The organism is Photobacterium sp. GB-50, from assembly GCF_003026755.1.
GTDB lineage: Bacteria > Pseudomonadota > Gammaproteobacteria > Enterobacterales > Vibrionaceae > Photobacterium.
This window is the reverse complement of sequence record NZ_PYNX01000002.1, coordinates 71,383-90,838: the sequence shown is the minus strand read 5'-3', so window position 1 is coordinate 90,838 and position 19,456 is coordinate 71,383. Positions and strand designations below refer to the sequence as shown.

Here is a 19,456-nt window from a genome sequence, read left to right as displayed (position 1 = left end):
GTAGTATTATGTAATTTTACTACCAGTTATCTTTCATTAGAAATTAAGTTGTGGAGCAACTGTAATGACAATTAAAGTAGGTATTAACGGTTTCGGCCGTATCGGTCGTTTTGTTTTCCGTGCAGCGCAAGAGCGCAACGACATTGAAGTTGTTGGTATCAACGACCTTATCGATGTTGAGTACATGGCATACATGCTTAAGTACGATTCAACTCACGGCCGTTTCAACGGTACTGTTGAAGTTGAAGGCGGTAACCTAATCGTTAACGGTAAAACTGTTCGTGTAACAGCTGAACGTAACCCAGAAGATCTTAAGTGGGATGCAATCAACGTTGACGTTGTTGCTGAAGCAACTGGTCTTTTCCTAACTGACGAGACTGCACGTAAGCACATCACTGCTGGTGCTAAGAAAGTTGTTCTTACTGGTCCATCTAAAGACGCAACTCCAATGTTCGTTATGGGTGTTAACCAAGACACTTACGCAGGTCAAGATATCGTTTCTAACGCTTCTTGTACTACTAACTGTCTAGCGCCTATCGCTAAAGTTCTTAACGACAAGTTCGGTATCGAATCTGGTCTTATGACTACAGTTCACGCAACTACAGCTACTCAGAAGACTGTTGACGGTCCTTCTGCTAAAGACTGGCGTGGCGGTCGTGGTGCTTCTCAGAACATCATCCCATCATCAACTGGTGCAGCTAAAGCTGTAGGTGTTGTTCTTCCTGAGCTAAACGGCAAACTAACTGGTATGGCTTTCCGCGTACCAACTGCTAACGTTTCTGTAGTTGACCTAACAGTTAACCTTAAGAACGGTGCATCTTACGAAGCTATCTGTGCTGCTATGAAAGAAGCATCAGAAGGCGCTCTAAAAGGCGTTCTTGGTTACACTGAAGATCAAGTTGTTTCTCAAGATTTCATCGGCGAAACTCAAACTTCAGTATTCGATGCTAAAGCTGGTATCGCACTAACTGATAACTTCGTTAAAGTTGTATCTTGGTACGACAACGAAATCGGCTACTCAAACAAAGTTCTAGACCTAATCGCTCACATCTCTAAGTAATGTAAGCAATTAGCTCGCTTTCTTTGAAAGCAATTAAAAAGGCGGCGCATTTTGCGGCGCCTTTTTTATATCTAGTACAATACAAAAAACGATCAGAACTCTTCACTGCTTTAACAAATTAATTTTCATATTTTTTGATATTTTAAAGCGAAAAATAAGTGTTTTTTTGCTTAATGTTTAATGCACGAATAAACGCTAAACAAATAAGCACTTCCTGCTTTTAACTTTTAAGGAATGAAGATGAACCTACGTCAACTTTCTACTGTTAACGCTTTATCCGACAACGTCACAGTTTGTGAATATCAAGGGATTAATATCATTCGAGTGATCCACCCTCTTGCTGAAGCTGGAATTTCACTGCATGGTGGCCACCTGTTATGGTTTAAACCACAAGGTGAAAAAGACATTATTTGGTTAAGTGAAAAAGCCATTTTTGATCAGTCAAAAGCGGTACGCGGCGGTATTCCAATTTGTTGGCCTTGGTTTGGTCAAGCTGGTACCCCATCTCATGGTTTTGCCCGCACATCGCAGTGGTCATTATTAGAACACCGTGAAAATGAAAACGGCGTTATTGTCAGCCTAGCACTGGAAGATAATGAAGAAACCTATGCGATTTGGCCGCATAAGTTTAAAAACGTCTTAACGTTTGAAATCGGTCAAGAACTCAAAGTAAGCCTGACATCGACTAATACCGACAATCAACCATGGTCATACAGCGGCGCATTGCATACTTACTTTGATATTGCCAATATTAACGATATTGATATTACAGGAATGGGGCCAAACTACCTTGATAGCACACAGCAAGGTAAAGCGTGTGAAGGTGGTTCTACACTGATCTTCAACAGCGAAACTGATCGTGTATATACTCAGCCAGAAGCCACTATCACGATTAATGATAAAAACAATAATCGTGAAATTTTGGTCACTAACGAAGGTCACAATGCTGCTGTAATTTGGAACCCTTGGCAAGCTCTATCCATTAGTATGGGTGATATGGCTGATAATAGTTTTGAAACTATGGTATGCGTGGAATCAACAATCCACCAACCAAGTATTGAGCTAGCGCCTGAACAGTCACATACTTTAGTGACAACGATTTCTAGCCGTTAATTAGAAACGAACCACGGGCAATATTATTGCTCGTGGTTCAAGCATACATTTTTGCAGAAGCTTCAATCAATACCCAGCCATTTCCATCGGGATCATTAAACGTAGCAAACTTACCACCGACTAAATTAACAATACTTGATAATAATACACCACGTTGCTTGAGCTCTTTATGTGTTAGCTGTATATCATCCGTTTGTACGACTAAACCTTGCACTGTACCTGCTTCCATTCCGCCAAATGGCGTCACTAAACTGATTGTCGTTTCTGCACCTCTTGGTGCTAATTGCAGCCAGCGTTTTTTATTATTCGAACAATGATCTCGGATCAATTCAAAACCAAGTGCATCTCGATAAAACTTCAAAGCCTGATTTTGATCCGAAACCGGAATGGAAACAGTATCGACACGTGAAATTGTCATAAAGCCACCTACCTATACAATTTTTAGGACTTCATTTCAGCTTATGTCAGAGAAAGCTGTTTCGTGGAAAAAAAATATCTTAGGCTCAAATACACAAAAAAATTCTCAATAATTGTCCTTCTCTATCAATAATTCAAAAAAAAACAAATAAAACCAAACAAAGCCAATAGACCAAAACAATAATTCAACACAAAAAAGTTTTATAGTTTTTTACTTCAACATAACCCACAAAAACAAGATTCTTCATTAATTACTATAATTAACAGTAGATTTACATATTAACAATAAAAAACAAAAGCATTTTAGCGTCAAAAGCGCTTGCAGAACCCATCCCATAAGAGGATAGTAAAAATATACGGTTAAAAAACATCCAGTTTTAAACCGTTATCACAAGCTATTTTTTATTTAGAAATCATTAACTCAGTACAGCAAATTGATTAGTTCGGTCTAGGCTTACAGTAAGGGATGCAAAAGAGGTTGATTTTCGTCCTGTCTAAATGATCAAAGAACGATTCAGGGGGCATACCATGAGTATTTTTGACCACTATCGTCATCGCTATGAAGAATCCAAGGACGAAGAACTTTCATTACAAGAATTCCTTGATATTTGTCGTAACGATCGCAGCGCCTACGTCAACGCCGCAGAGCGTCTATTGATGGCGATTGGCGAACCAGAAATGATTGATACCGCACAAGACCCATATCTTAGCCGTCTCTTCTCTAATCGGGTCATCTCTCGTTATAAAACGTTTGAAGACTTCTACGGTATGGAAGATGCGATAGAACAAATCGTCTCTTACCTCAAACATGCAGCCCAAGGGCTTGAAGAGCGTAAGCAAATTCTTTATTTATTAGGCCCTGTCGGCGGTGGTAAATCGTCGCTAGCAGAAAAATTAAAAAGCTTAATGCAGAAAATGCCTATTTATATTCTAACGGCAAATGGTGAGCGTAGCCCAGTTAATGATCACCCTTTCAGTTTATTTGATAAATCAGAAGATGGTGATCTACTTGCCAATGAATACAATATTCCATCACGCTATTTAAATACCATCATGTCACCGTGGGCGGCAAAACGACTCCATGAATTTGGTGGCGATATTACACAATTTAAAGTGGTGAAAGTGCGTCCGTCCATCCTTGACCAAGTCGGTATCGCAAAAACTGAACCGGGAGATGAAAATAACCAAGATATTTCATCGCTAGTTGGTAAGGTAGATATACGTCAACTTGAACATTATTCTCAAGACGATCCTGATGCTTATAGTTATTCAGGTGCTCTATGTAAAGCTAACCAAGGCTTAATGGAGTTTGTTGAGATGTTTAAAGCGCCGTTAAAAGTACTTCACCCACTTCTTACCGCAACACAAGAGGGTAACTACAACGGTACTGAAGGGTTATCCGCATTACCTTTCGATGGAATGATCCTTGCTCACTCTAACGAGTCAGAATGGCAGACCTTTAGAAATAACAAGACGAATGAGGCTTTCTTAGATCGTGTTTACATCGTCAAAGTCCCTTATTGTTTACGGGTTTCTGAAGAAATAAAAATCTACCAAAAACTACTTGAAAATAGTGAGCTATCAGCCGCGCCTTGCTCACCAAGTACGCTTGAGATCCTTGCTCGATTCACCGTTCTGTCTCGCTTGAAAGAGCCTGAAAACTCAAGTGTGTATTCAAAAATGCGAGTCTATGACGGTGAAACACTAAAAGATACCGATCCAAAAGCAAAATCTTACCAAGAATATCGCGACTATGCCGGTGTCGATGAAGGTATGAATGGGTTATCAACTCGTTTCGCCTTTAAGATTTTATCGCGGGTCTTTAACTTCGATCATTCAGAAGTTGCAGCAAACCCTGTTCACTTGTTCTATGTGCTTGAGCAACAAATTGAACGTGAACAATTCCCACAAGACATTGCTGAAAAATATCTTGAACATTTAAAAGGCTTCCTTACACCGAAGTATGTCGAGTTCATTGGTAAAGAGATCCAAACCGCTTATCTCGAATCTTACTCCGAATATGGTCAAAACATTTTTGACCGCTATGTCAGCTACGCCGACTTCTGGATTCAAGACCAAGAGTACCGTGATCCTGAAACTGGACAGCTCTTTAATCGCGAAGCACTTAATAACGAATTAGAGAAAATAGAGAAACCAGCGGGGATCAGTAACCCTAAAGATTTCCGAAATGAAATTGTTAACTTCGTTTTACGTGCTAGAGCAAACAATGCAGGCAAAAACCCCAACTGGACCAGCTATGAGAAACTCAGAACAGTCATAGAGAAGAAGATGTTCTCAAATACTGAAGAGCTACTTCCTGTTATTTCATTTAATGCAAAAACATCAACAGATGAGCAAAAGAAACATGATGATTTCGTCGCTCGTATGATGGAAAAAGGCTATACCCGCAAGCAAGTACGCTTATTGTCTGAATGGTATTTACGCGTACGTAAATCGTCGTAAACCAGCTGCAAATGAAATAAGGGGGAGCTATGGCATATTTTATCGACCGCAGGCTCAATGGTAAAAATAAAAGTACGGTTAATCGCCAGCGCTTTTTACGCCGCCATAAGCAGCAAATAAAAGAATCTATTGCTGATGCGGTAAATAAACGCTCGATCACGGATGTTGATAGTGGTGAAGATATCACTATCCCATCTCGTGATATCCGAGAACCTAGCTTTCATCAAGGTAAAGGTGGACAACGTGATGTTGTCCACCCTGGCAACGACCAATTCACACCCGGTGATCGTATCGAGCGACCGCCAGGTGGCGCTGGTCAAGGTGGGGCTGGTAAAGGAGATGCAAGTCCTGATGGCGAAGGCAATGATGAGTTTGTTTTCCAAATATCTAAAGATGAATATCTTGATCTTTTATTTGAAGATCTTGAATTACCTAATTTACAAAAAAACCAAATGAACAAAATAGTCGAGTGGAAAACCTTCCGTTCAGGCTATAAATCACAAGGTGTTCCCGCCAATATTGCCATTGTGAAAACCTTGCAAAACTCATTGGCAAGGCGTACCGCAATGACCGCAGGAAAAAGAAGAAAACTGCGTGATTTAGAGCAAGCGCTCACTTTATTATTTAACACTGAACCTGCGCAACCTTTTGAAGAAGAAAGGATAAAGCAAGAAATCGAGTCATTGAAACAAAAAATAAATAGAACACCATTTATTGATACCTTTGATCTTCGCTATAAAAATTATGAACGCCGACCGCAACCATCAAGTCAAGCGGTGATGTTTTGTTTGATGGATGTATCAGGCTCGATGGATCAAGCCACAAAAGATATTGCTAAACGTTTTTATATTTTGCTTTATCTCTTTTTAAACCGTACCTATAAAAATGTGGATGTTGTTTTTATTCGCCACCATACCCAAGCAAAAGAAGTGGATGAACACGAATTTTTCTATTCACAGGAAACTGGCGGCACCATTGTTTCAAGCGCACTACGTATGATGAATGATATTGTAAAAGACCGATATCGTCCTGAAGAGTGGAATATTTATGCGGCTCAAGCTTCTGATGGCGATAACTGGGCTGATGACTCACCCGGTTGTCGAGAGCTATTAGATAAGCATATATTGCCATTTTCACGTTATTACTCATACATAGAAATCACACGACGAGCACATCAAACATTATGGCGTGAGTATGAAGCGCTACATAACAGCCATGATAATTTTGCGATGCAAAACATACGGACTGTAGATGATATTTTCCCAGTATTTAGAGAGCTATTTAAAAAACAAGTAAGTTAATATTTGAAAGCTTACTAAACGATAGTCAGCGATATTGAAACAATATCGCTACTCTTTCTGGCCGGTATCACGCGCTTTAAGGGGATCTTAGTCATGAATACAAAGACAAAAACAAAAACACTCAGCGATGGACCGGATTGGACCTTCGACTTATTAGAACAATACCATGTCGAGATCAAGCGAGTTGCTGAGCACTATCGCCTAGATGCCTATCCAAACCAAATTGAGATCATTACTGCCGAACAAATGATGGATGCCTATTCAAGCATTGGTATGCCCATCAATTATCATCATTGGTCTTTTGGTAAACGTTTTATCGAAACCGAGCGAGGCTATAAGCATGGGCAAATGGGACTCGCTTATGAGATCGTTATCAATTCGAACCCTTGCATCGCTTACCTAATGGAAGAAAACACCATCACAATGCAAGCCTTAGTAATGGCACATGCCTGCTATGGTCATAATTCATTTTTTAAAGGTAATTACCTGTTTAAAACATGGACTGATGCAAGTTCAATCATCGATTATCTTCTCTTTGCTCGAAAGTACATTACTGAATGTGAGGAGAAATACGGCGTCAATGACGTCGAAAAGCTCATTGATTCCTGCCATGCATTAATGAACTACGGTGTGGATCGTTACAAACGCCCACAAAAAATTTCATTAGTCGAAGAAAAGGCGCGTCAAAAAGCCCGTGAAGATTACCTTCAATCACAAGTTAATTCGCTATGGCGCACCATTCCTGTTCAAGCCGAAAAAGAAACCGTGATTGAAGAAACACGATTTCCTTCTGAGCCACAGGAAAATATTCTCTATTTCTTCGAAAAGCACGCTCCGTTGCTTGAACCTTGGCAACGTGAATTAGTCCGGATAGTACGTAAGATAAGCCAATATTTTTATCCTCAAAAACAAACTCAGGTTATGAATGAAGGCTGGGCGACATTTTGGCACTACACGATTCTTAATCACCTCTATGATGAAGGCTTGGTGACTGAGCGTTTCATTATGGAATTTCTCCATAGTCACACTAATGTTGTTGCCCAGCCTGAATATAACAGCCCCTATTACAGTGGTATAAACCCTTATGCTTTAGGGTTTGCTATGTTTCAAGATATACGTCGAATATGTGAAAATCCTACAGAAGAGGATAAGCATTGGTTTCCTGATATAGCAGGATCTAATTGGCTTGATACCCTACATTTTGCGATGGAAAATTTTAAAGACGAAAGTTTTATTAGCCAGTTTCTTTCACCTAAAGTTATGCGAGATTTTAAACTTTTTGCAGTAAATGATGATGATCGTCATAACTATGTTGAAGTGAGCGCTATACATAATGAAGAAGGTTATCGTGCGATAAGAGAAAAACTCTCTTCACAATATAACCTCAGTAATAATGAACCCAATATTCAAGTCTGGGATGTTGCTTTGCGCGGTGATCGCTCATTAACACTACGCTATATTCCCCATAATCGGATCCCACTTGGTGATAGCCATAAAGAAGTAATTAAACATCTTCATCGACTTTGGGGATTTGATGTTACATTAGAAGAAGAATTACCGGACGGACGTACCCAAATCATTGCGACTTGTCCAATTAAGACACAATATAATACTGAGATTTAAATTTTCTATCTCTCGTTAAAAACAACGCCACTGAAATCTTTAATTTCAGTGGCGTTTTATTTATTAGAGTAAATTAGTAATTAAAACTTATAGGTTGCGCCTAAGTACCAAGAGCCAACAGACATATCATAATCTTTATTCGTCGCTTCAAGTGTATAGAAGTCTGCTTCATAAGCTGTTCGAATACCTAAACCTGGTGCTTGTTTAATTTGATACTCGAAACCCGCACCTAAACGAATTAAACCACCATCATCTTTAAATCCAGGCTCTTTAACAGAGATTTGACCTAAACCAACAAGAGCAAAAGGGCGTAAACCATTATCAAAGGTATAACCCAAGTTTGCAGCTAGGCTGAAAGATTGATGCTCTGTTTTACCAGTGAACTTGTGACCTTTTACTTCTAATGTATTTTTAATATCACCATAGGTCGTGTATTGCGCTTCTAAAGCAACTACGCGGTTAAACTGATAACCCGTAATTAGTTTATAACTTTCACCATCAGCTTTATTTGAATAACCAATTTCGTGGTTATTTTCAAAACTGTTTGTAAGTGATTTATCATAATGAAAATCAGTAGTACCCACACCAGCACCAATATAAAAACCATTATATTTATTAGATGGGTTTTCAGATGCTGAAGCATAAGATGAAGTTAGTGTGCCAATAAGTGTCACTAATAATAATTTTTTCATATTTTTACGTTTTAAACTGCTTTACAAAAGAGGTGCCCAGCTTAGTAAATCATGTATAAAAAAAACAAACGAAAACCAAACCTTAACTACACTAAAAATAAATCAACATAAAAAACAAACAAAATCATAATGATACATTTAAATTGGTTACTGCTTGTCGGTATAACAAACCATATCAAACGCTTCATTTTTGCTATCAGTGAAAAAATACAATCTATTATCTATTCTCTTATAGCGATAATAGATGCTGTAGCCTTCATAATCTTTATAGGCTCTATTTAAATTAGGATCATCATGTTCTTTTAAAATTCTAACACGATTAAAATTCAAGGTTAAATGTTCTCTCGTTTGTATATAGTCGCCTTCATAATAAAGCTCCATCAGCTTATACTCATCATCCCCTTCCTGAGCTTGTATAAATTCATTAATCAAAAAGCTTCTTTTAGAGCTAAATGTTAAGATCATACTTTCAGATATATGACTATATTTAGTATAAGATTTTGATATAAACCCCGACTTTATTTGGTCGCATACCCATGTCGTTGACACTAAATTATCTTTATTTGTAAATAAGTAACAAAGACCTAATATAAGGAGAAAAAAAACGACCATTAATACTGCATTAATATACTTCAACATACTACTTTTTTACTCTTCAAATAGTCATTTAACTGTTTAGAAAATCTACCATTAATAAATTTTGACATTCTAAAATTAAATGTTCTACCATCTGATGTAATTATAAACACTACGACTGCCGTATTGTTCGCTATTCTCGTATTATAATAAAATTGTATAAAAACCTTAGAGTCACATATTGATGAAACACCTTTCTTTATATCTTTAATAAAGAAAACTTTATCAACCTTATATTTATCGATATTATTGAAATATATATTATTACTACCAATACTGAGTTCATTACTATAATTTTTAGTATCAATAAAATACGGTAATGAATGTATTTTATTATTTGTATAAATAAATATGCTTACTAACACAACAGTCAGAAAAAGTAGCAAATAAAAAAAACGTTTATGAGCATAGAATGACAGTTTTATTTCTTTAATCTTATCATCACCTTTCTCGATAGCATCATCCTCTGAAACTGGTTCAGGTGTAATATCGCAACTTTCTTGGTGGCATTGAGTTATAAAACTTTTTTCTTTTATTTCAAGTAAATACCCTGATTTACTGACGGTTGTGATCGTAATCATCTCTAAAGCATGATTGGCTAATACTTTTCTAAGTTTAGAAATCACATTCGTTAAGGCCTGCTCAGATACAATCGTATCTCCCCAACACTGAGATAATAAAAACTCTTTTTCTACACATTTTCCTTGGTGCGCCAGTAAAAGTAAAAATACATCACTCACACGAGGCGTAAAATACTCTGTCTGTCCATTGTCATGAGTAAGAGTTCGTGTGGAACTGTCGTAGGTTACGGAACCAATTCGGTACACTTCACTGCTTGCCATACTGACCATTTTATTAACATAATTAATCCTTAATTATTAGTTATGCTAACTATACAATCAACTTACAATCGAGTTATTCACCTTCAAGCATTCCTATTTACATCAAGATGCTGATTTAAACAGCAGAAATACAGGCATAAAAAAACCAAGTGCTTAACACTTGGTCTAATATTCGCCGCAGTAATTTTAAATTATTGCTCTTCTTCGTACATATATTTTGAAATTTCAACACGGTGACTATACCAGATCGCACCACTTTCACGTCCATATAAACGAATACGATCAGCAACTAGCTCTGGTTTATTTTCATCACAGTATGATTTCATGTCGCGGTAGAAGTTTAATGCTAATTCACATGCTTCTGGCTTCATAAAATAATAACCACCAACACGCGTATAAATTTTACGTAAGCCATTAATAGTTAAAACATAAAGTGTATTACCAGACTTACCCGCCATACCTTGGAATAGACGATAATCATAATAGTTGAACGCACGAGCTAAACAAATTTCTTCACAAAGCTGTGGATCATCTTTGCCGTATTTATCTACGATTTTTTTAACTTCTTGAATAAGATCAATACGATCATCGCTGTTTTCAATAAACTCAGCAAAGCTTGATGCTTTTCGAAGTCTTTCAACTGAGTCAATGACATGCTGAATTAGAAGACTTGATTCTTCTGCATTACCTCTTACAGCATAACGCATAAATACGCTACTAATGTCAGTTCGAGCAGCAAGAAGATCGGTTAATACTCGTTGAACATCCTGCCCATCTAGTGTCACTAAGGTATCAAGGATATTTAAACCTGAAGTATCCATGTAGTTATTAACACGTGTTGGCTTACCATGTTGGATGGTTAACCATCCATCACGTGCTAAACGCTGCAATACTTCACGTAATGTTGTTCGAGTTACGCCAATTAACTCTGAAAGTTCACGCTCAGCAGGAAGAATCGACCCCTGAGGAAAGTGATTATTCCAAATGCTTTCAATAATATATTTCTCAGCAAATGTCGCTGGGCTATCTGCCTTAATGACCATCTAAGTAAAATCCAGTTCGCTTCATGCACTTTTATAATTGCACTCATCATACCACTAGTTTCTTATTAGAAGAAACCTCACTATTAACTCTGACATGAACATGAAAGAGAAGTATAAAAATACAACGATATTGTTAAACTGATCACTAAAAAAAAGGGAATTTGAATGCATCTAACAATTCCAGTCATATTTTCTGTATACTGTGCGGTTTATAACACTGACATATTCAACTCCCATTTCAAGATGAAAATGTAACGAAATAATTGCATTATTGTTTAACTTATTGACTAATACCTCTTAAACGGTAGAGTTATATAAAGATGAACTGGGAGCGAATGGAAGCTGCTGCCTAAGAAAGTTAAAACATCCGAGAACCATATTCTTGTTTAACTTTGATACCTCAATCTCGACCATTAATCTTTTGCAAGAAGCGACTGATTACCCTGCTGATTGATCAATCAAGGCATTTAGCCAACATCAGATCCATACTATTTTGCGCTAATAATAAAGAGATCCAACACATGGCTATATCGCTAGGGAATGCCTTTATCAAAAATTTTTTGGGTAAGGCACCTGACTGGTACAAAATTGCAATCATTACTTTTTTGATCATTAACCCTATTGTCTTTTTTCTTATTGATCCGTTTGTTGCTGGCTGGTTGTTAGTAATTGAATTCATCTTTACTCTCGCAATGGCATTAAAGTGTTACCCATTACAACCTGGTGGGTTATTGGCAATAGAAGCTGTTGCTATTGGAATGACAAGCCCAGATCAAGTAAAACATGAACTTGTTGCAAATATTGAAGTTTTACTCTTACTGGTCTTTATGGTCGCGGGTATCTACTTCATGAAACAGCTTTTGTTGTTCATGTTTACTAAAATATTAATCGGCATCCGCTCTAAAATTTTACTTTCTCTCGCTTTTTGTGTGATGGCCGCTTTTCTTTCCGCTTTCCTTGATGCTCTAACCGTTATTGCGGTTGTTATCAGTGTAACGGTAGGTTTCTACAGCATTTATCATAAGGTTGCTTCAGGGCAAGATCCTCATTCTAATCATGATCATACCAATGATAATCACGTTCCAGAGCTCAGCCGCGATGACTTAGAAAACTACCGCGCTTTCCTACGTAGTTTGCTAATGCATGCTGGTGTAGGTACCGCGCTAGGTGGCGTAATGACAATGGTAGGTGAACCACAAAACTTAATTATTGCCGATCAAGCCGGATGGGATTTTGGTGAGTTTATTATTCGTATGGCGCCCGTTACTGTCCCTGTCTTTTTCTGTGGCTTGTTAACCTGTGCACTGGTTGAGAAATTTAAAATTTGTGGCTATGGTGCTGAATTACCTGAAAATGTTCGCCAAATTTTAGTCGACTTTGATAATGAAGAACGTAAATCACGTACTAACCTTGACTACGCGAAATTGATTATTCAAGCGGCAATAGCAGTATGGTTAATTATCGGCCTTGCAATGCACTTGGCTGCGGTGGGTTTAATCGGTTTAACCGTTATTATTTTGGCAACATCGTTTACTGGGATCACCGAAGAGCACGCTTTGGGTAAAGCATTTGAAGAAGCACTGCCCTTTACCGCACTACTTGCTGTGTTCTTCTCTGTCGTTGCAGTCATCATTGATCAACAGCTATTCGCACCTATTATTCATTGGGTGTTAAGCCTTGAAGGTAGTTCACAGCTTACTATGTTCTACATTGCGAATGGCTTGCTATCGATGGTTTCAGACAATGTATTCGTTGGTACGGTATATATTAACGAAGTAAAAACCGCGCTAACAAACGGTGTTATTAACCGTAGTCAGTTTGATATGTTAGCCGTTGCTATCAATACAGGTACTAACTTACCATCAGTAGCAACGCCAAATGGTCAAGCGGCATTCTTGTTTGCTTTAACCTCTGCTATTGCACCACTTATCCGTCTTTCTTACGGTCGTATGGTATACATGGCGTTACCTTACACTATTGTTCTTGCATCCGTAGGTTTAGCCGGCATTGAGCTAATGCTAGTTCCTATGACAGATTGGTTCTATACCATGGGCTGGATCACTGATGCATCATCAGCCGCCGCAACAATACCTGCACTTGCTCACTAATTCACAATAGCGAAATTGACAGATGATTTACTTCTCTATAAAGCTATGATTGAATATTGGTGTTAGATTAGTGTCATAACGTATATGAAAACCCTGATAGTTCAGGGTTTTCTTTTATCTTAATTAGTACGTAGAGTATCGATGATGCAATACCTCAATACCTTTTCAAAATCACGTTTAGCATGGCTGCTACTACTTCTTTCTATTGTTACCTTTGAAGGTTGTGCCCTATTCTTTCAACATGTAATGAACCTTGCACCGTGTGTGATGTGTGTTTATGAACGTGTCGCGATGATGGGGATCGGTTTTGCCGCTCTTGTTGGTCTTCTCGCCCCTCAAAATGCCTTTTTCCGATGGATTGGTTTAGCCGGTTGGGGATATTGTGCATACCGTGGTGTTGTATTGGCCTATCAACATGTGGGTTTTCAGTTAAACCCATCACCATTTGCAACCTGTGATTTATTCGTCCGATTTCCAAGCTGGGCGCCAATAAATCATTGGGCTCCTTGGATGTTTGAAGCATACGGTGATTGTGCAAAAATTGTTTGGCATTTCTTAACACTTACGATGCCACAATGGTTGGTTGTTATTTTTGCTGGAAACCTCATTGTTTGGGCTGTCATGGTTATCGCGCAGTTCTTCGGTAAGAAATCAGCTTAAGTTCGAAGCGAATAAATAAGACAGAAAAAGCGAAGACTAACAATTTAGGCTTCGCTTTTTTGTTAGTCGTTACTTCGCTAATACATGTTGTTCTAAGGCGGTTAGAATAGGGTAATCAGCAGGACATAATGGATAACGTTTAAATTCGTTTAAACTCACCCATACCATTGCTTGATGCGTATTTAATACAATATCGCCTTCACACCATCGAGTTAAATAACCTTTTAATTCAATGATTTTATCACCGTAATCAAACACGCTATCAGCCAACCATTGTTGTGTTTTAGTCGTGATCGCTAACTCTTCCATAAGCTCACGCTCTAATGCGTACTCTGGTAATTCCCCCACTTCAACTTTACCGCCAGGAAATTCCCATAAACCACCTTGGCTCGCATTATCTAATCGCTGAGCAAGTAGGTACTTACCTTCTTTCTCAATCACTCCCGCAACAACAACGATTGTTTTAAGCTTTTGCATTAATGTGACTTACCGCAGCACTGTTTGAATTTCTTACCGCTATCACATGGGCAAGGATCATTACGACCAATATTTTTATAAGGGTTAATCGCTTGTGCTCCTGCGCCAATTTGAAGTTGATCCGCAGCCATCATTACTTCAGTTAGCATCAATGGTAGTTGCGAATAAAGCTCACTTGGTGCAGGCATTCCTGTTACGCCCGCTTGCTCCATTTGTTCCAGAGTACCCGCTTCATCAACACATAACATTAGCGTTGTCAGTAATGCTGATAACATACGCATTGTGCCATCTGAAATCGACATCTCTTCCCAGTTTGGTTCAATGTAATACCAAACAGCTAAAAAGCCTTGAGCAAACTGTGAAAGTGCCTCATTTGTATCACCACTTTCTTGCCATTTAAGCTCTACCGGTAATTGGTATTCACCCGCTTTTACTGTGCGATACTGCATTTCAAAGTGGTTTAATACGGCAACTTTATCGGTTTCTGAAAGCGCTATATCATTATCTTCTGTGACAACACCAGTTAATAACACAGGTAACCAAATCTCTGGCTCCATAGGTTTCGGGTTTGCATTTGCAGCAAATAACGCGCCTTCAATAAAAGGAGCAGACATGCCATCCCAGCCAGTTGGGAGTGTCATTAATGTATTCATGATAATTTCCAATAAAAGTTTCTATCGCCATTATACCTGAACTCATCCTTTAACTTCATATCATCACTTATTGAGTAGAATAAATCGCAATATTGATTGTTTCTGATAACAATGTAAGTCGTGCTGATTAAAAATTTATTATGCTAATTACTTGATATTTGATGCAGTTCAGCGAAATTAAACATATATTCTGTTTAATTACAGATAAATGTCATCATTTATAATCTATGCGATGGGAATAGCCATGGATAATCACGATTTAAATGCAATCATTGCTGGCGCGAGTGGTTTAGTTGGAGATGAACTCTTACACCAGTTACTTGCCAATAAAAAATTTAAACATATTTATGCTCTGTCTCGTCGTGATTTACCGTTTCACAGCAGTAAATTACACCAAATCATTGATCCGCTCCTTCGAATAAATAACTGGGAGCACGAAACGCCTCAGCCGCAATATGGCTTCATTTGTTTAGGTACGACAAAACGTAAGGCGGGCAGTAAATCGGCACTTGCAGCAGTTGATCTCGATTTGGTAAAAGATGTCGCCACCACAATGAAAAATCTGGGCGTTAGACACATTATTGTCGTATCCAGTCTTGGTGCATCAAGCCGCTCTCCTTCCCACTACTTACGCTGCAAAGGAAAAATGGAGCAAGCAATCACTAAGATGGGATTTGAACACTGTATTTTTATTCGACCAGGCCCTTTAAAAGGTGAGCGCAGTGAAATGCGTACTGACGAGCAATTATTACAACACGTGTTTGATGTGATCAATCCATTGGTTGTCGGTCCCCTAAAGCATTTCTCCCCAATACCAGCTGAGTGCGTGGCACGTAGCATGGTGAAAATGGCGCTATCTTGTCAACAACATCAACTTGAGCAAAAAACCATTGTTTCGGGTCATCAACTCCGCACTATTTAAAATCAATGGTGACAAATTAACCCTCTCGCACTAGAATCTTGCCCCTTATATGTAATTACCGAGCAGAGCTATAACCACTATGCGAGTTATTTTAGGCCCGATGGAAGGCGTCTTAGACCATTTAATGCGTGAGATGCTGACTGAAATTAATGACTACGATCTTTGTGTCACTGAATTTGTCCGTGTCATTGATAGCCTATTGCCTAGCAGTGTTTTCTATCGTCTATGTCCCGAGTTACGTCAAGGTGGAAAAACACGCTCAGGTACCCCTGTGCGGGTACAAATTTTAGGACAAGATCCTAACTGGATGGCTGAAAATGCGCAGCGTGCATGTTCACTAGGCTCTGCAGGTGTTGATATTAACTTTGGTTGTCCAGCAAAAGCGGTCAATAAAAGTCGTGGTGGTGCTGTTTTGCTAAAAGAGCCAGAGCGTATTTATCAAATAGTTAAAGCTTGTCGCGCTGCTGTCAATCCCATTAAGCCTTTAACGGCAAAAGTACGTTTAGGCTGGGATGATCCTGCCCAATGTTTTGAAATTGCAGATGCTATTGCCCAAGCCGGCGCAGATGAAATGGTGGTCCATGCGCGTACTAAAGAAGATGGTTACCGTGCAGAGACGATTAAATGGGATTATATTAAGCAGCTTAAACAAAGTGTCACTATCCCAATTATTGCTAATGGCGAAGTCTGGAATTATCAGGATGGTCAAGCATGCCTATCTGCCACCAATACAGATGCATTAATGGTCTGTCGCGGCGCGCTTAATTTGCCAAATTTAGGCAATGTCGTAAAACATAACCAAGCGCATATGAGTTGGGAAGAAGTACTCTCTTTATTATTAACTTACTCTCAATTTGAGATCAAAGGAGATAAAGGGCTTTACTACCCTAATAGGGTAAAGCAATGGTTCTCTTACCTACGTCATGAGTACCCCCAAGCGAAATTATTATTTACCGATATTCGCGCCTTAAATAAAGCTACCCCCATCATCGAAGTGCTTCAGCGCGCGCAGCAGCAGTAGCAGTAGCATCAATGGACAGCCCAACCTAATTAGGCTGTCTTCTTTTACCTTCCACCATCATTGAATACTCCCCATTCTTCACACTTGTGCATAAATGGCAGGCCATGCCGTTCAACTTGACAGTTTTACACATCGCACCTCTGCACAACGTATTAAATAGTTTAAGAAAAGGCTATAAACTGACGATCCTCGTCAATGCAATTCCTTTAACACGTTGTAATCATTTCCTCACTAATCAGCCTAATTAGCATACTTATTTATTAGACTATATTTTATTTCAGCTATCTCTCACTTCTTATAAAAATTACTTTGCTCCCAACCGTGTATTTTGTATATATCTCGCTGTATTAGGACTCTTTCAAGTTACGTTTTAGCGTTTATCAGCACTAAAACCATTTCTTATCAGTATGGATTTTTATGAACAAACATTTAATTATGGCTGCACTGTGTTGCTATTCATCATTCAGTTTTGCTGGGTTTGATGTTATTACACTTGGCGCTAAAGGTGGGATCCAAGACGGCAACCTGACCGCATTTATGCTGAAATCAAACACTGACAACAATTACATAACCTTAGATGCTGGTAGCATTGTCAATGGGCTTATCGCTGCGACCAATAAAGATGCATTCAATGACATGATGGCACCGATATCCAGCCCTTACACCCAAGAAGGTTATATCCTAACCCAGAAAATTCAGGGCTACTTTATTAGTCATGCCCACCTTGATCATATTGCAGGACTTATTATTGCTTCGCCAGATGACAGCAATAAACCTATTTATGCCCTTCCGTCTGTTCATCAAACTATCAGCCAAGATTATTTTAATTGGAAGGCATGGCCTAATTTTACGAGCCAAGGTGAAGGCTTTAAACTCGGCAAATATGAGTTAGCACCACTGACTATCAACCAGTGGTTACCCGTTGCCAATACCGAATTAAAAGTAAAAGCCTTTCCATTAAGTCATTCAGGCGCAGAATCTACCGCATTCTTATTTAAAAATGTCGCCAACGAAGTGGTCATTTATTTAGGGGATACTGGTCCTGACGCGGTCGAAAAAAGCACGGCGTTAGATACTATTTGGCAACAGATTGCACCGTATATTCAGCAAAAGAAACTAAAAGGGATCTTCATTGAGACTTCTTTTAGCAATAGCACACCAGATAAATTACTATTTGGTCACTTAACACCAAAATGGTTACTCGCAGAATTAGATTCATTGGCAAGCTATGTTGGTGGTGAACAACCATTAAAAGATCTTAATGTGATCATCACACACATTAAACACAGCTTAAAGAAAGGCACGAATCCACAAACCGTTATCGAACAAGAACTCAATGCAGATAATAAACTAGGTGTTAATTTTATTTTCACTGAGCAAGGCGATAGAACGCTGCTTTAGATTATTATAAAAATAAACAAAAAAGGCTCGTTATCTAACGAGCCTTTAATATATGTCTTTAAAATCAACGACGTAAGGGGTGATTTGTGATGTGATCTTCCCAATCAATCACATCAATTTCGTACACAATCTTGTCGCGTACCGATTCGTTGGCTTTATGCATCGCTTCTTTTGAACCAGTGAGCAGTGGATGCCACTCAGGTAATGGTTTTCCTTCTGCTAATAAACGGTATGCACACGTTTCAGGAAGCCAAACAAACTCATCAATACGATCACGAGTCAACTTTAGGCATTCTTCTCCGGATTCAAAACGATTAGGATAATCTTTACAAGAACATGTTTTATTATCTAATAAACTGCATGCCACATTGGTGTAATAGATATCATCTGTATCATCATCAATAAGCTTATGCAGACAGCACTTACCACAACCGTCACAAAGTGATTCCCACTCCTGATCGGTCATTGTTGCTAAGTCTTTTTCTTGCCAAAAATGCGTCATGATACCTACACCGAATTCACGTTACGCGCTTTATAACAGCGCTAAATTACCATTTACTATTTTATTATAGCGCGGTGTTTATAGCGATCCTGACGGTAAACTGCAAATTTAAATTACCTATTAATAAACAACAGCATCGAAATGAGAGCTATTATTATTTATAGAAATAAAGTAAATATATCGCTGAAATAGTTCTTTAATTTTGATCTTATGAATAAGGAGTGGTAATTTGCGCAGCCAATTTAAACAATGAAGAGAGTGATTGATGGAATGTCGTCTTGGCTGTGGTGCCTGCTGTATAGCTCCAAGTATCTCATCAAGCATACCAGGAATGCCAAACGGCAAGCCTGCAGGTGTCCCTTGCGTTCAACTCAATGAGCAAAATTTATGTAAACTTTTTGGCAAAGCTGAACGCCCTGCTGTATGCCACCACTTTAAAGCTTGCCCTGATATTTGTGGAAAAACCAATGAGCAAGCTTTAACGATAATTACAGAATTAGAGCAAATGACTTGATCAATGCT

At 38.6% G+C, this 19,456-nt stretch carries 19 protein-coding genes; 11 read left to right on the top strand and 8 right to left on the bottom strand.

All coding sequences use genetic code 11. From position 1 onward, the window contains the following. Positions 1-64 precede the first annotated feature (64 nt). Positions 65-1,060, top strand: a complete 996-nt coding sequence (gap, locus tag C9J41_RS03140; protein ID WP_105059727.1) for a type I glyceraldehyde-3-phosphate dehydrogenase — start codon at positions 65-67, stop codon at positions 1,058-1,060. Positions 1,061-1,300: 240 nt separating this feature from the next. After that, positions 1,301-2,173: a D-hexose-6-phosphate mutarotase gene (locus C9J41_RS03135; RefSeq protein WP_107294196.1), complete on the top strand. Its 873-nt coding sequence runs from the start codon at positions 1,301-1,303 to the stop codon at positions 2,171-2,173. A gap of 37 nt (positions 2,174-2,210) precedes the next feature. On the opposite strand, the gene C9J41_RS03130 is transcribed toward C9J41_RS03135, so the two are convergent. Then, positions 2,211-2,591 carry a VOC family protein gene (locus tag C9J41_RS03130; RefSeq protein WP_107206096.1) on the bottom strand — a complete coding sequence of 127 codons (381 nt, stop codon included), beginning with the start codon at positions 2,589-2,591 and terminating at the stop codon, positions 2,211-2,213. 527 nt (positions 2,592-3,118) lie between these two features. Here C9J41_RS03130 and C9J41_RS03125 point away from each other — a divergent pair. From C9J41_RS03125 to C9J41_RS03115, 3 genes are all read left to right on the top strand, one after another. Beyond that, a complete protein-coding gene (locus tag C9J41_RS03125) occupies positions 3,119-5,053 on the top strand; it encodes a PrkA family serine protein kinase (protein ID WP_107206095.1) in 1,935 nt (644 codons plus the stop codon). A 29-nt stretch (positions 5,054-5,082) separates the two neighbouring features. Further along, positions 5,083-6,354 carry a YeaH/YhbH family protein gene (locus C9J41_RS03120; protein WP_105059723.1) on the top strand — a complete coding sequence of 424 codons (1,272 nt, stop codon included), beginning with the start codon at positions 5,083-5,085 and terminating at the stop codon, positions 6,352-6,354. A 93-nt stretch (positions 6,355-6,447) separates the two neighbouring features. Beyond that, positions 6,448-7,977: a SpoVR family protein gene (locus tag C9J41_RS03115; RefSeq protein ID WP_107206094.1), complete on the top strand. Its 1,530-nt coding sequence runs from the start codon at positions 6,448-6,450 to the stop codon at positions 7,975-7,977. A gap of 80 nt (positions 7,978-8,057) precedes the next feature. Here C9J41_RS03115 and C9J41_RS03110 read toward each other — a convergent pair whose 3' ends face one another. The 4 genes from C9J41_RS03110 to fadR form a co-directional block, all read right to left on the bottom strand. Then, a complete protein-coding gene (locus C9J41_RS03110) occupies positions 8,058-8,669 on the bottom strand; it encodes an outer membrane protein (RefSeq protein WP_107206093.1) in 612 nt (203 codons plus the stop codon). Positions 8,670-8,816: 147 nt separating this feature from the next. Beyond that, on the bottom strand, positions 8,817-9,218 hold the full coding sequence (locus tag C9J41_RS03105) for a hypothetical protein (protein WP_233217659.1): 402 nt from the start codon (positions 9,216-9,218) through the stop codon (positions 8,817-8,819). A gap of 83 nt (positions 9,219-9,301) precedes the next feature. Next, the gene (locus tag C9J41_RS03100) at positions 9,302-10,147 is read right to left on the bottom strand and encodes a winged helix-turn-helix domain-containing protein (protein ID WP_233219352.1); all 846 of its coding nucleotides are present in this window, start codon (positions 10,145-10,147) and stop codon (positions 9,302-9,304) included. Between the two features lie 191 nt (positions 10,148-10,338). Beyond that, positions 10,339-11,190 carry a fatty acid metabolism transcriptional regulator FadR gene (fadR, locus tag C9J41_RS03095; protein ID WP_045084018.1) on the bottom strand — a complete coding sequence of 284 codons (852 nt, stop codon included), beginning with the start codon at positions 11,188-11,190 and terminating at the stop codon, positions 10,339-10,341. A 521-nt stretch (positions 11,191-11,711) separates the two neighbouring features. Between fadR and nhaB the strand changes: the two genes are divergently transcribed. Together nhaB and dsbB are read left to right on the top strand one after the other, a co-directional pair. Continuing rightward, a complete protein-coding gene (gene nhaB / locus C9J41_RS03090; protein WP_107206091.1) occupies positions 11,712-13,298 on the top strand; it encodes a Na(+)/H(+) antiporter NhaB in 1,587 nt (528 codons plus the stop codon). 144 nt (positions 13,299-13,442) lie between these two features. Beyond that, the gene (dsbB, locus tag C9J41_RS03085) at positions 13,443-13,958 is read left to right on the top strand and encodes a disulfide bond formation protein DsbB (protein ID WP_107246047.1); all 516 of its coding nucleotides are present in this window, start codon (positions 13,443-13,445) and stop codon (positions 13,956-13,958) included. Between the two features lie 69 nt (positions 13,959-14,027). Here dsbB and C9J41_RS03080 read toward each other — a convergent pair whose 3' ends face one another. Both C9J41_RS03080 and C9J41_RS03075 read right to left on the bottom strand, forming a co-directional pair. Further along, positions 14,028-14,435 (bottom strand): (deoxy)nucleoside triphosphate pyrophosphohydrolase, encoded by a 408-nt coding sequence (locus tag C9J41_RS03080; RefSeq protein ID WP_107287174.1) that lies wholly within the window; start codon positions 14,433-14,435, stop codon positions 14,028-14,030. Continuing rightward, positions 14,435-15,088, bottom strand: coding sequence for an SEC-C metal-binding domain-containing protein (locus tag C9J41_RS03075; protein ID WP_107206089.1), 654 nt, complete (start codon positions 15,086-15,088; stop codon positions 14,435-14,437). Before C9J41_RS03075 ends, C9J41_RS03080 begins: the two co-directional genes overlap by 1 nt. A 244-nt stretch (positions 15,089-15,332) precedes the next feature. Here C9J41_RS03075 and C9J41_RS03070 point away from each other — a divergent pair, with 244 nt between their 5' ends. The 3 genes from C9J41_RS03070 to C9J41_RS03060 all read left to right on the top strand — a co-directional run bounded on the left by C9J41_RS03070 (position 15,333) and on the right by C9J41_RS03060 (position 18,432). Then, positions 15,333-16,010, top strand: a complete 678-nt coding sequence (locus C9J41_RS03070) for an NAD(P)H-binding protein (RefSeq protein ID WP_107206088.1) — start codon at positions 15,333-15,335, stop codon at positions 16,008-16,010. A gap of 79 nt (positions 16,011-16,089) precedes the next feature. After that, entirely contained in the window at positions 16,090-17,031 is a 942-nt protein-coding gene (gene dusC / locus C9J41_RS03065; RefSeq protein WP_107206087.1) for a tRNA dihydrouridine(16) synthase DusC, read from the top strand. A gap of 417 nt (positions 17,032-17,448) precedes the next feature. Next, the gene (locus tag C9J41_RS03060; RefSeq protein WP_107206086.1) at positions 17,449-18,432 is read left to right on the top strand and encodes an MBL fold metallo-hydrolase; all 984 of its coding nucleotides are present in this window, start codon (positions 17,449-17,451) and stop codon (positions 18,430-18,432) included. 64 nt (positions 18,433-18,496) lie between these two features. On the opposite strand, the gene C9J41_RS03055 is transcribed toward C9J41_RS03060, so the two are convergent. Beyond that, complete coding sequence (locus C9J41_RS03055) at positions 18,497-18,934, bottom strand: YcgN family cysteine cluster protein (protein ID WP_080896326.1); 438 nt, start codon at positions 18,932-18,934, stop codon at positions 18,497-18,499. A gap of 265 nt (positions 18,935-19,199) precedes the next feature. Here C9J41_RS03055 and C9J41_RS03050 point away from each other — a divergent pair, with 265 nt between their 5' ends. Continuing rightward, entirely contained in the window at positions 19,200-19,448 is a 249-nt protein-coding gene (locus C9J41_RS03050) for a zinc/iron-chelating domain-containing protein (RefSeq protein WP_006646428.1), read from the top strand. The last annotated feature ends 8 nt before the right edge of the window (positions 19,449-19,456 follow it).

Excerpts from the sequence above, each read along its gene's own strand:
- gap (WP_105059727.1), top strand. The coding sequence starts at position 65 with ATGACAATTAAAGTAGGTATTAACGGTTTCGGCCGTATCGGTCGTTTT.
- C9J41_RS03135 (WP_107294196.1), top strand. The coding sequence starts at position 1,301 with ATGAACCTACGTCAACTTTCTACTGTTAACGCTTTATCCGACAACGTC.
- C9J41_RS03130 (WP_107206096.1), bottom strand. The coding sequence starts at position 2,591 with ATGACAATTTCACGTGTCGATACTGTTTCCATTCCGGTTTCGGATCAA.
- C9J41_RS03125 (WP_107206095.1), top strand. The coding sequence starts at position 3,119 with ATGAGTATTTTTGACCACTATCGTCATCGCTATGAAGAATCCAAGGAC.
- C9J41_RS03120 (WP_105059723.1), top strand. The coding sequence starts at position 5,083 with ATGGCATATTTTATCGACCGCAGGCTCAATGGTAAAAATAAAAGTACG.
- C9J41_RS03115 (WP_107206094.1), top strand. The coding sequence starts at position 6,448 with ATGAATACAAAGACAAAAACAAAAACACTCAGCGATGGACCGGATTGG.
- C9J41_RS03110 (WP_107206093.1), bottom strand. The coding sequence starts at position 8,669 with ATGAAAAAATTATTATTAGTGACACTTATTGGCACACTAACTTCATCT.
- C9J41_RS03100 (WP_233219352.1), bottom strand. The coding sequence starts at position 10,147 with ATGGCAAGCAGTGAAGTGTACCGAATTGGTTCCGTAACCTACGACAGT.
- fadR (WP_045084018.1), bottom strand. The coding sequence starts at position 11,190 with ATGGTCATTAAGGCAGATAGCCCAGCGACATTTGCTGAGAAATATATT.
- nhaB (WP_107206091.1), top strand. The coding sequence starts at position 11,712 with ATGGCTATATCGCTAGGGAATGCCTTTATCAAAAATTTTTTGGGTAAG.
- dsbB (WP_107246047.1), top strand. The coding sequence starts at position 13,443 with ATGCAATACCTCAATACCTTTTCAAAATCACGTTTAGCATGGCTGCTA.
- C9J41_RS03080 (WP_107287174.1), bottom strand. The coding sequence starts at position 14,435 with ATGCAAAAGCTTAAAACAATCGTTGTTGTTGCGGGAGTGATTGAGAAA.
- C9J41_RS03075 (WP_107206089.1), bottom strand. The coding sequence starts at position 15,088 with ATGAATACATTAATGACACTCCCAACTGGCTGGGATGGCATGTCTGCT.
- C9J41_RS03070 (WP_107206088.1), top strand. The coding sequence starts at position 15,333 with ATGGATAATCACGATTTAAATGCAATCATTGCTGGCGCGAGTGGTTTA.
- dusC (WP_107206087.1), top strand. The coding sequence starts at position 16,090 with ATGCGAGTTATTTTAGGCCCGATGGAAGGCGTCTTAGACCATTTAATG.
- C9J41_RS03060 (WP_107206086.1), top strand. The coding sequence starts at position 17,449 with ATGAACAAACATTTAATTATGGCTGCACTGTGTTGCTATTCATCATTC.
- C9J41_RS03055 (WP_080896326.1), bottom strand. The coding sequence starts at position 18,934 with ATGACGCATTTTTGGCAAGAAAAAGACTTAGCAACAATGACCGATCAG.
- C9J41_RS03050 (WP_006646428.1), top strand. The coding sequence starts at position 19,200 with ATGGAATGTCGTCTTGGCTGTGGTGCCTGCTGTATAGCTCCAAGTATC.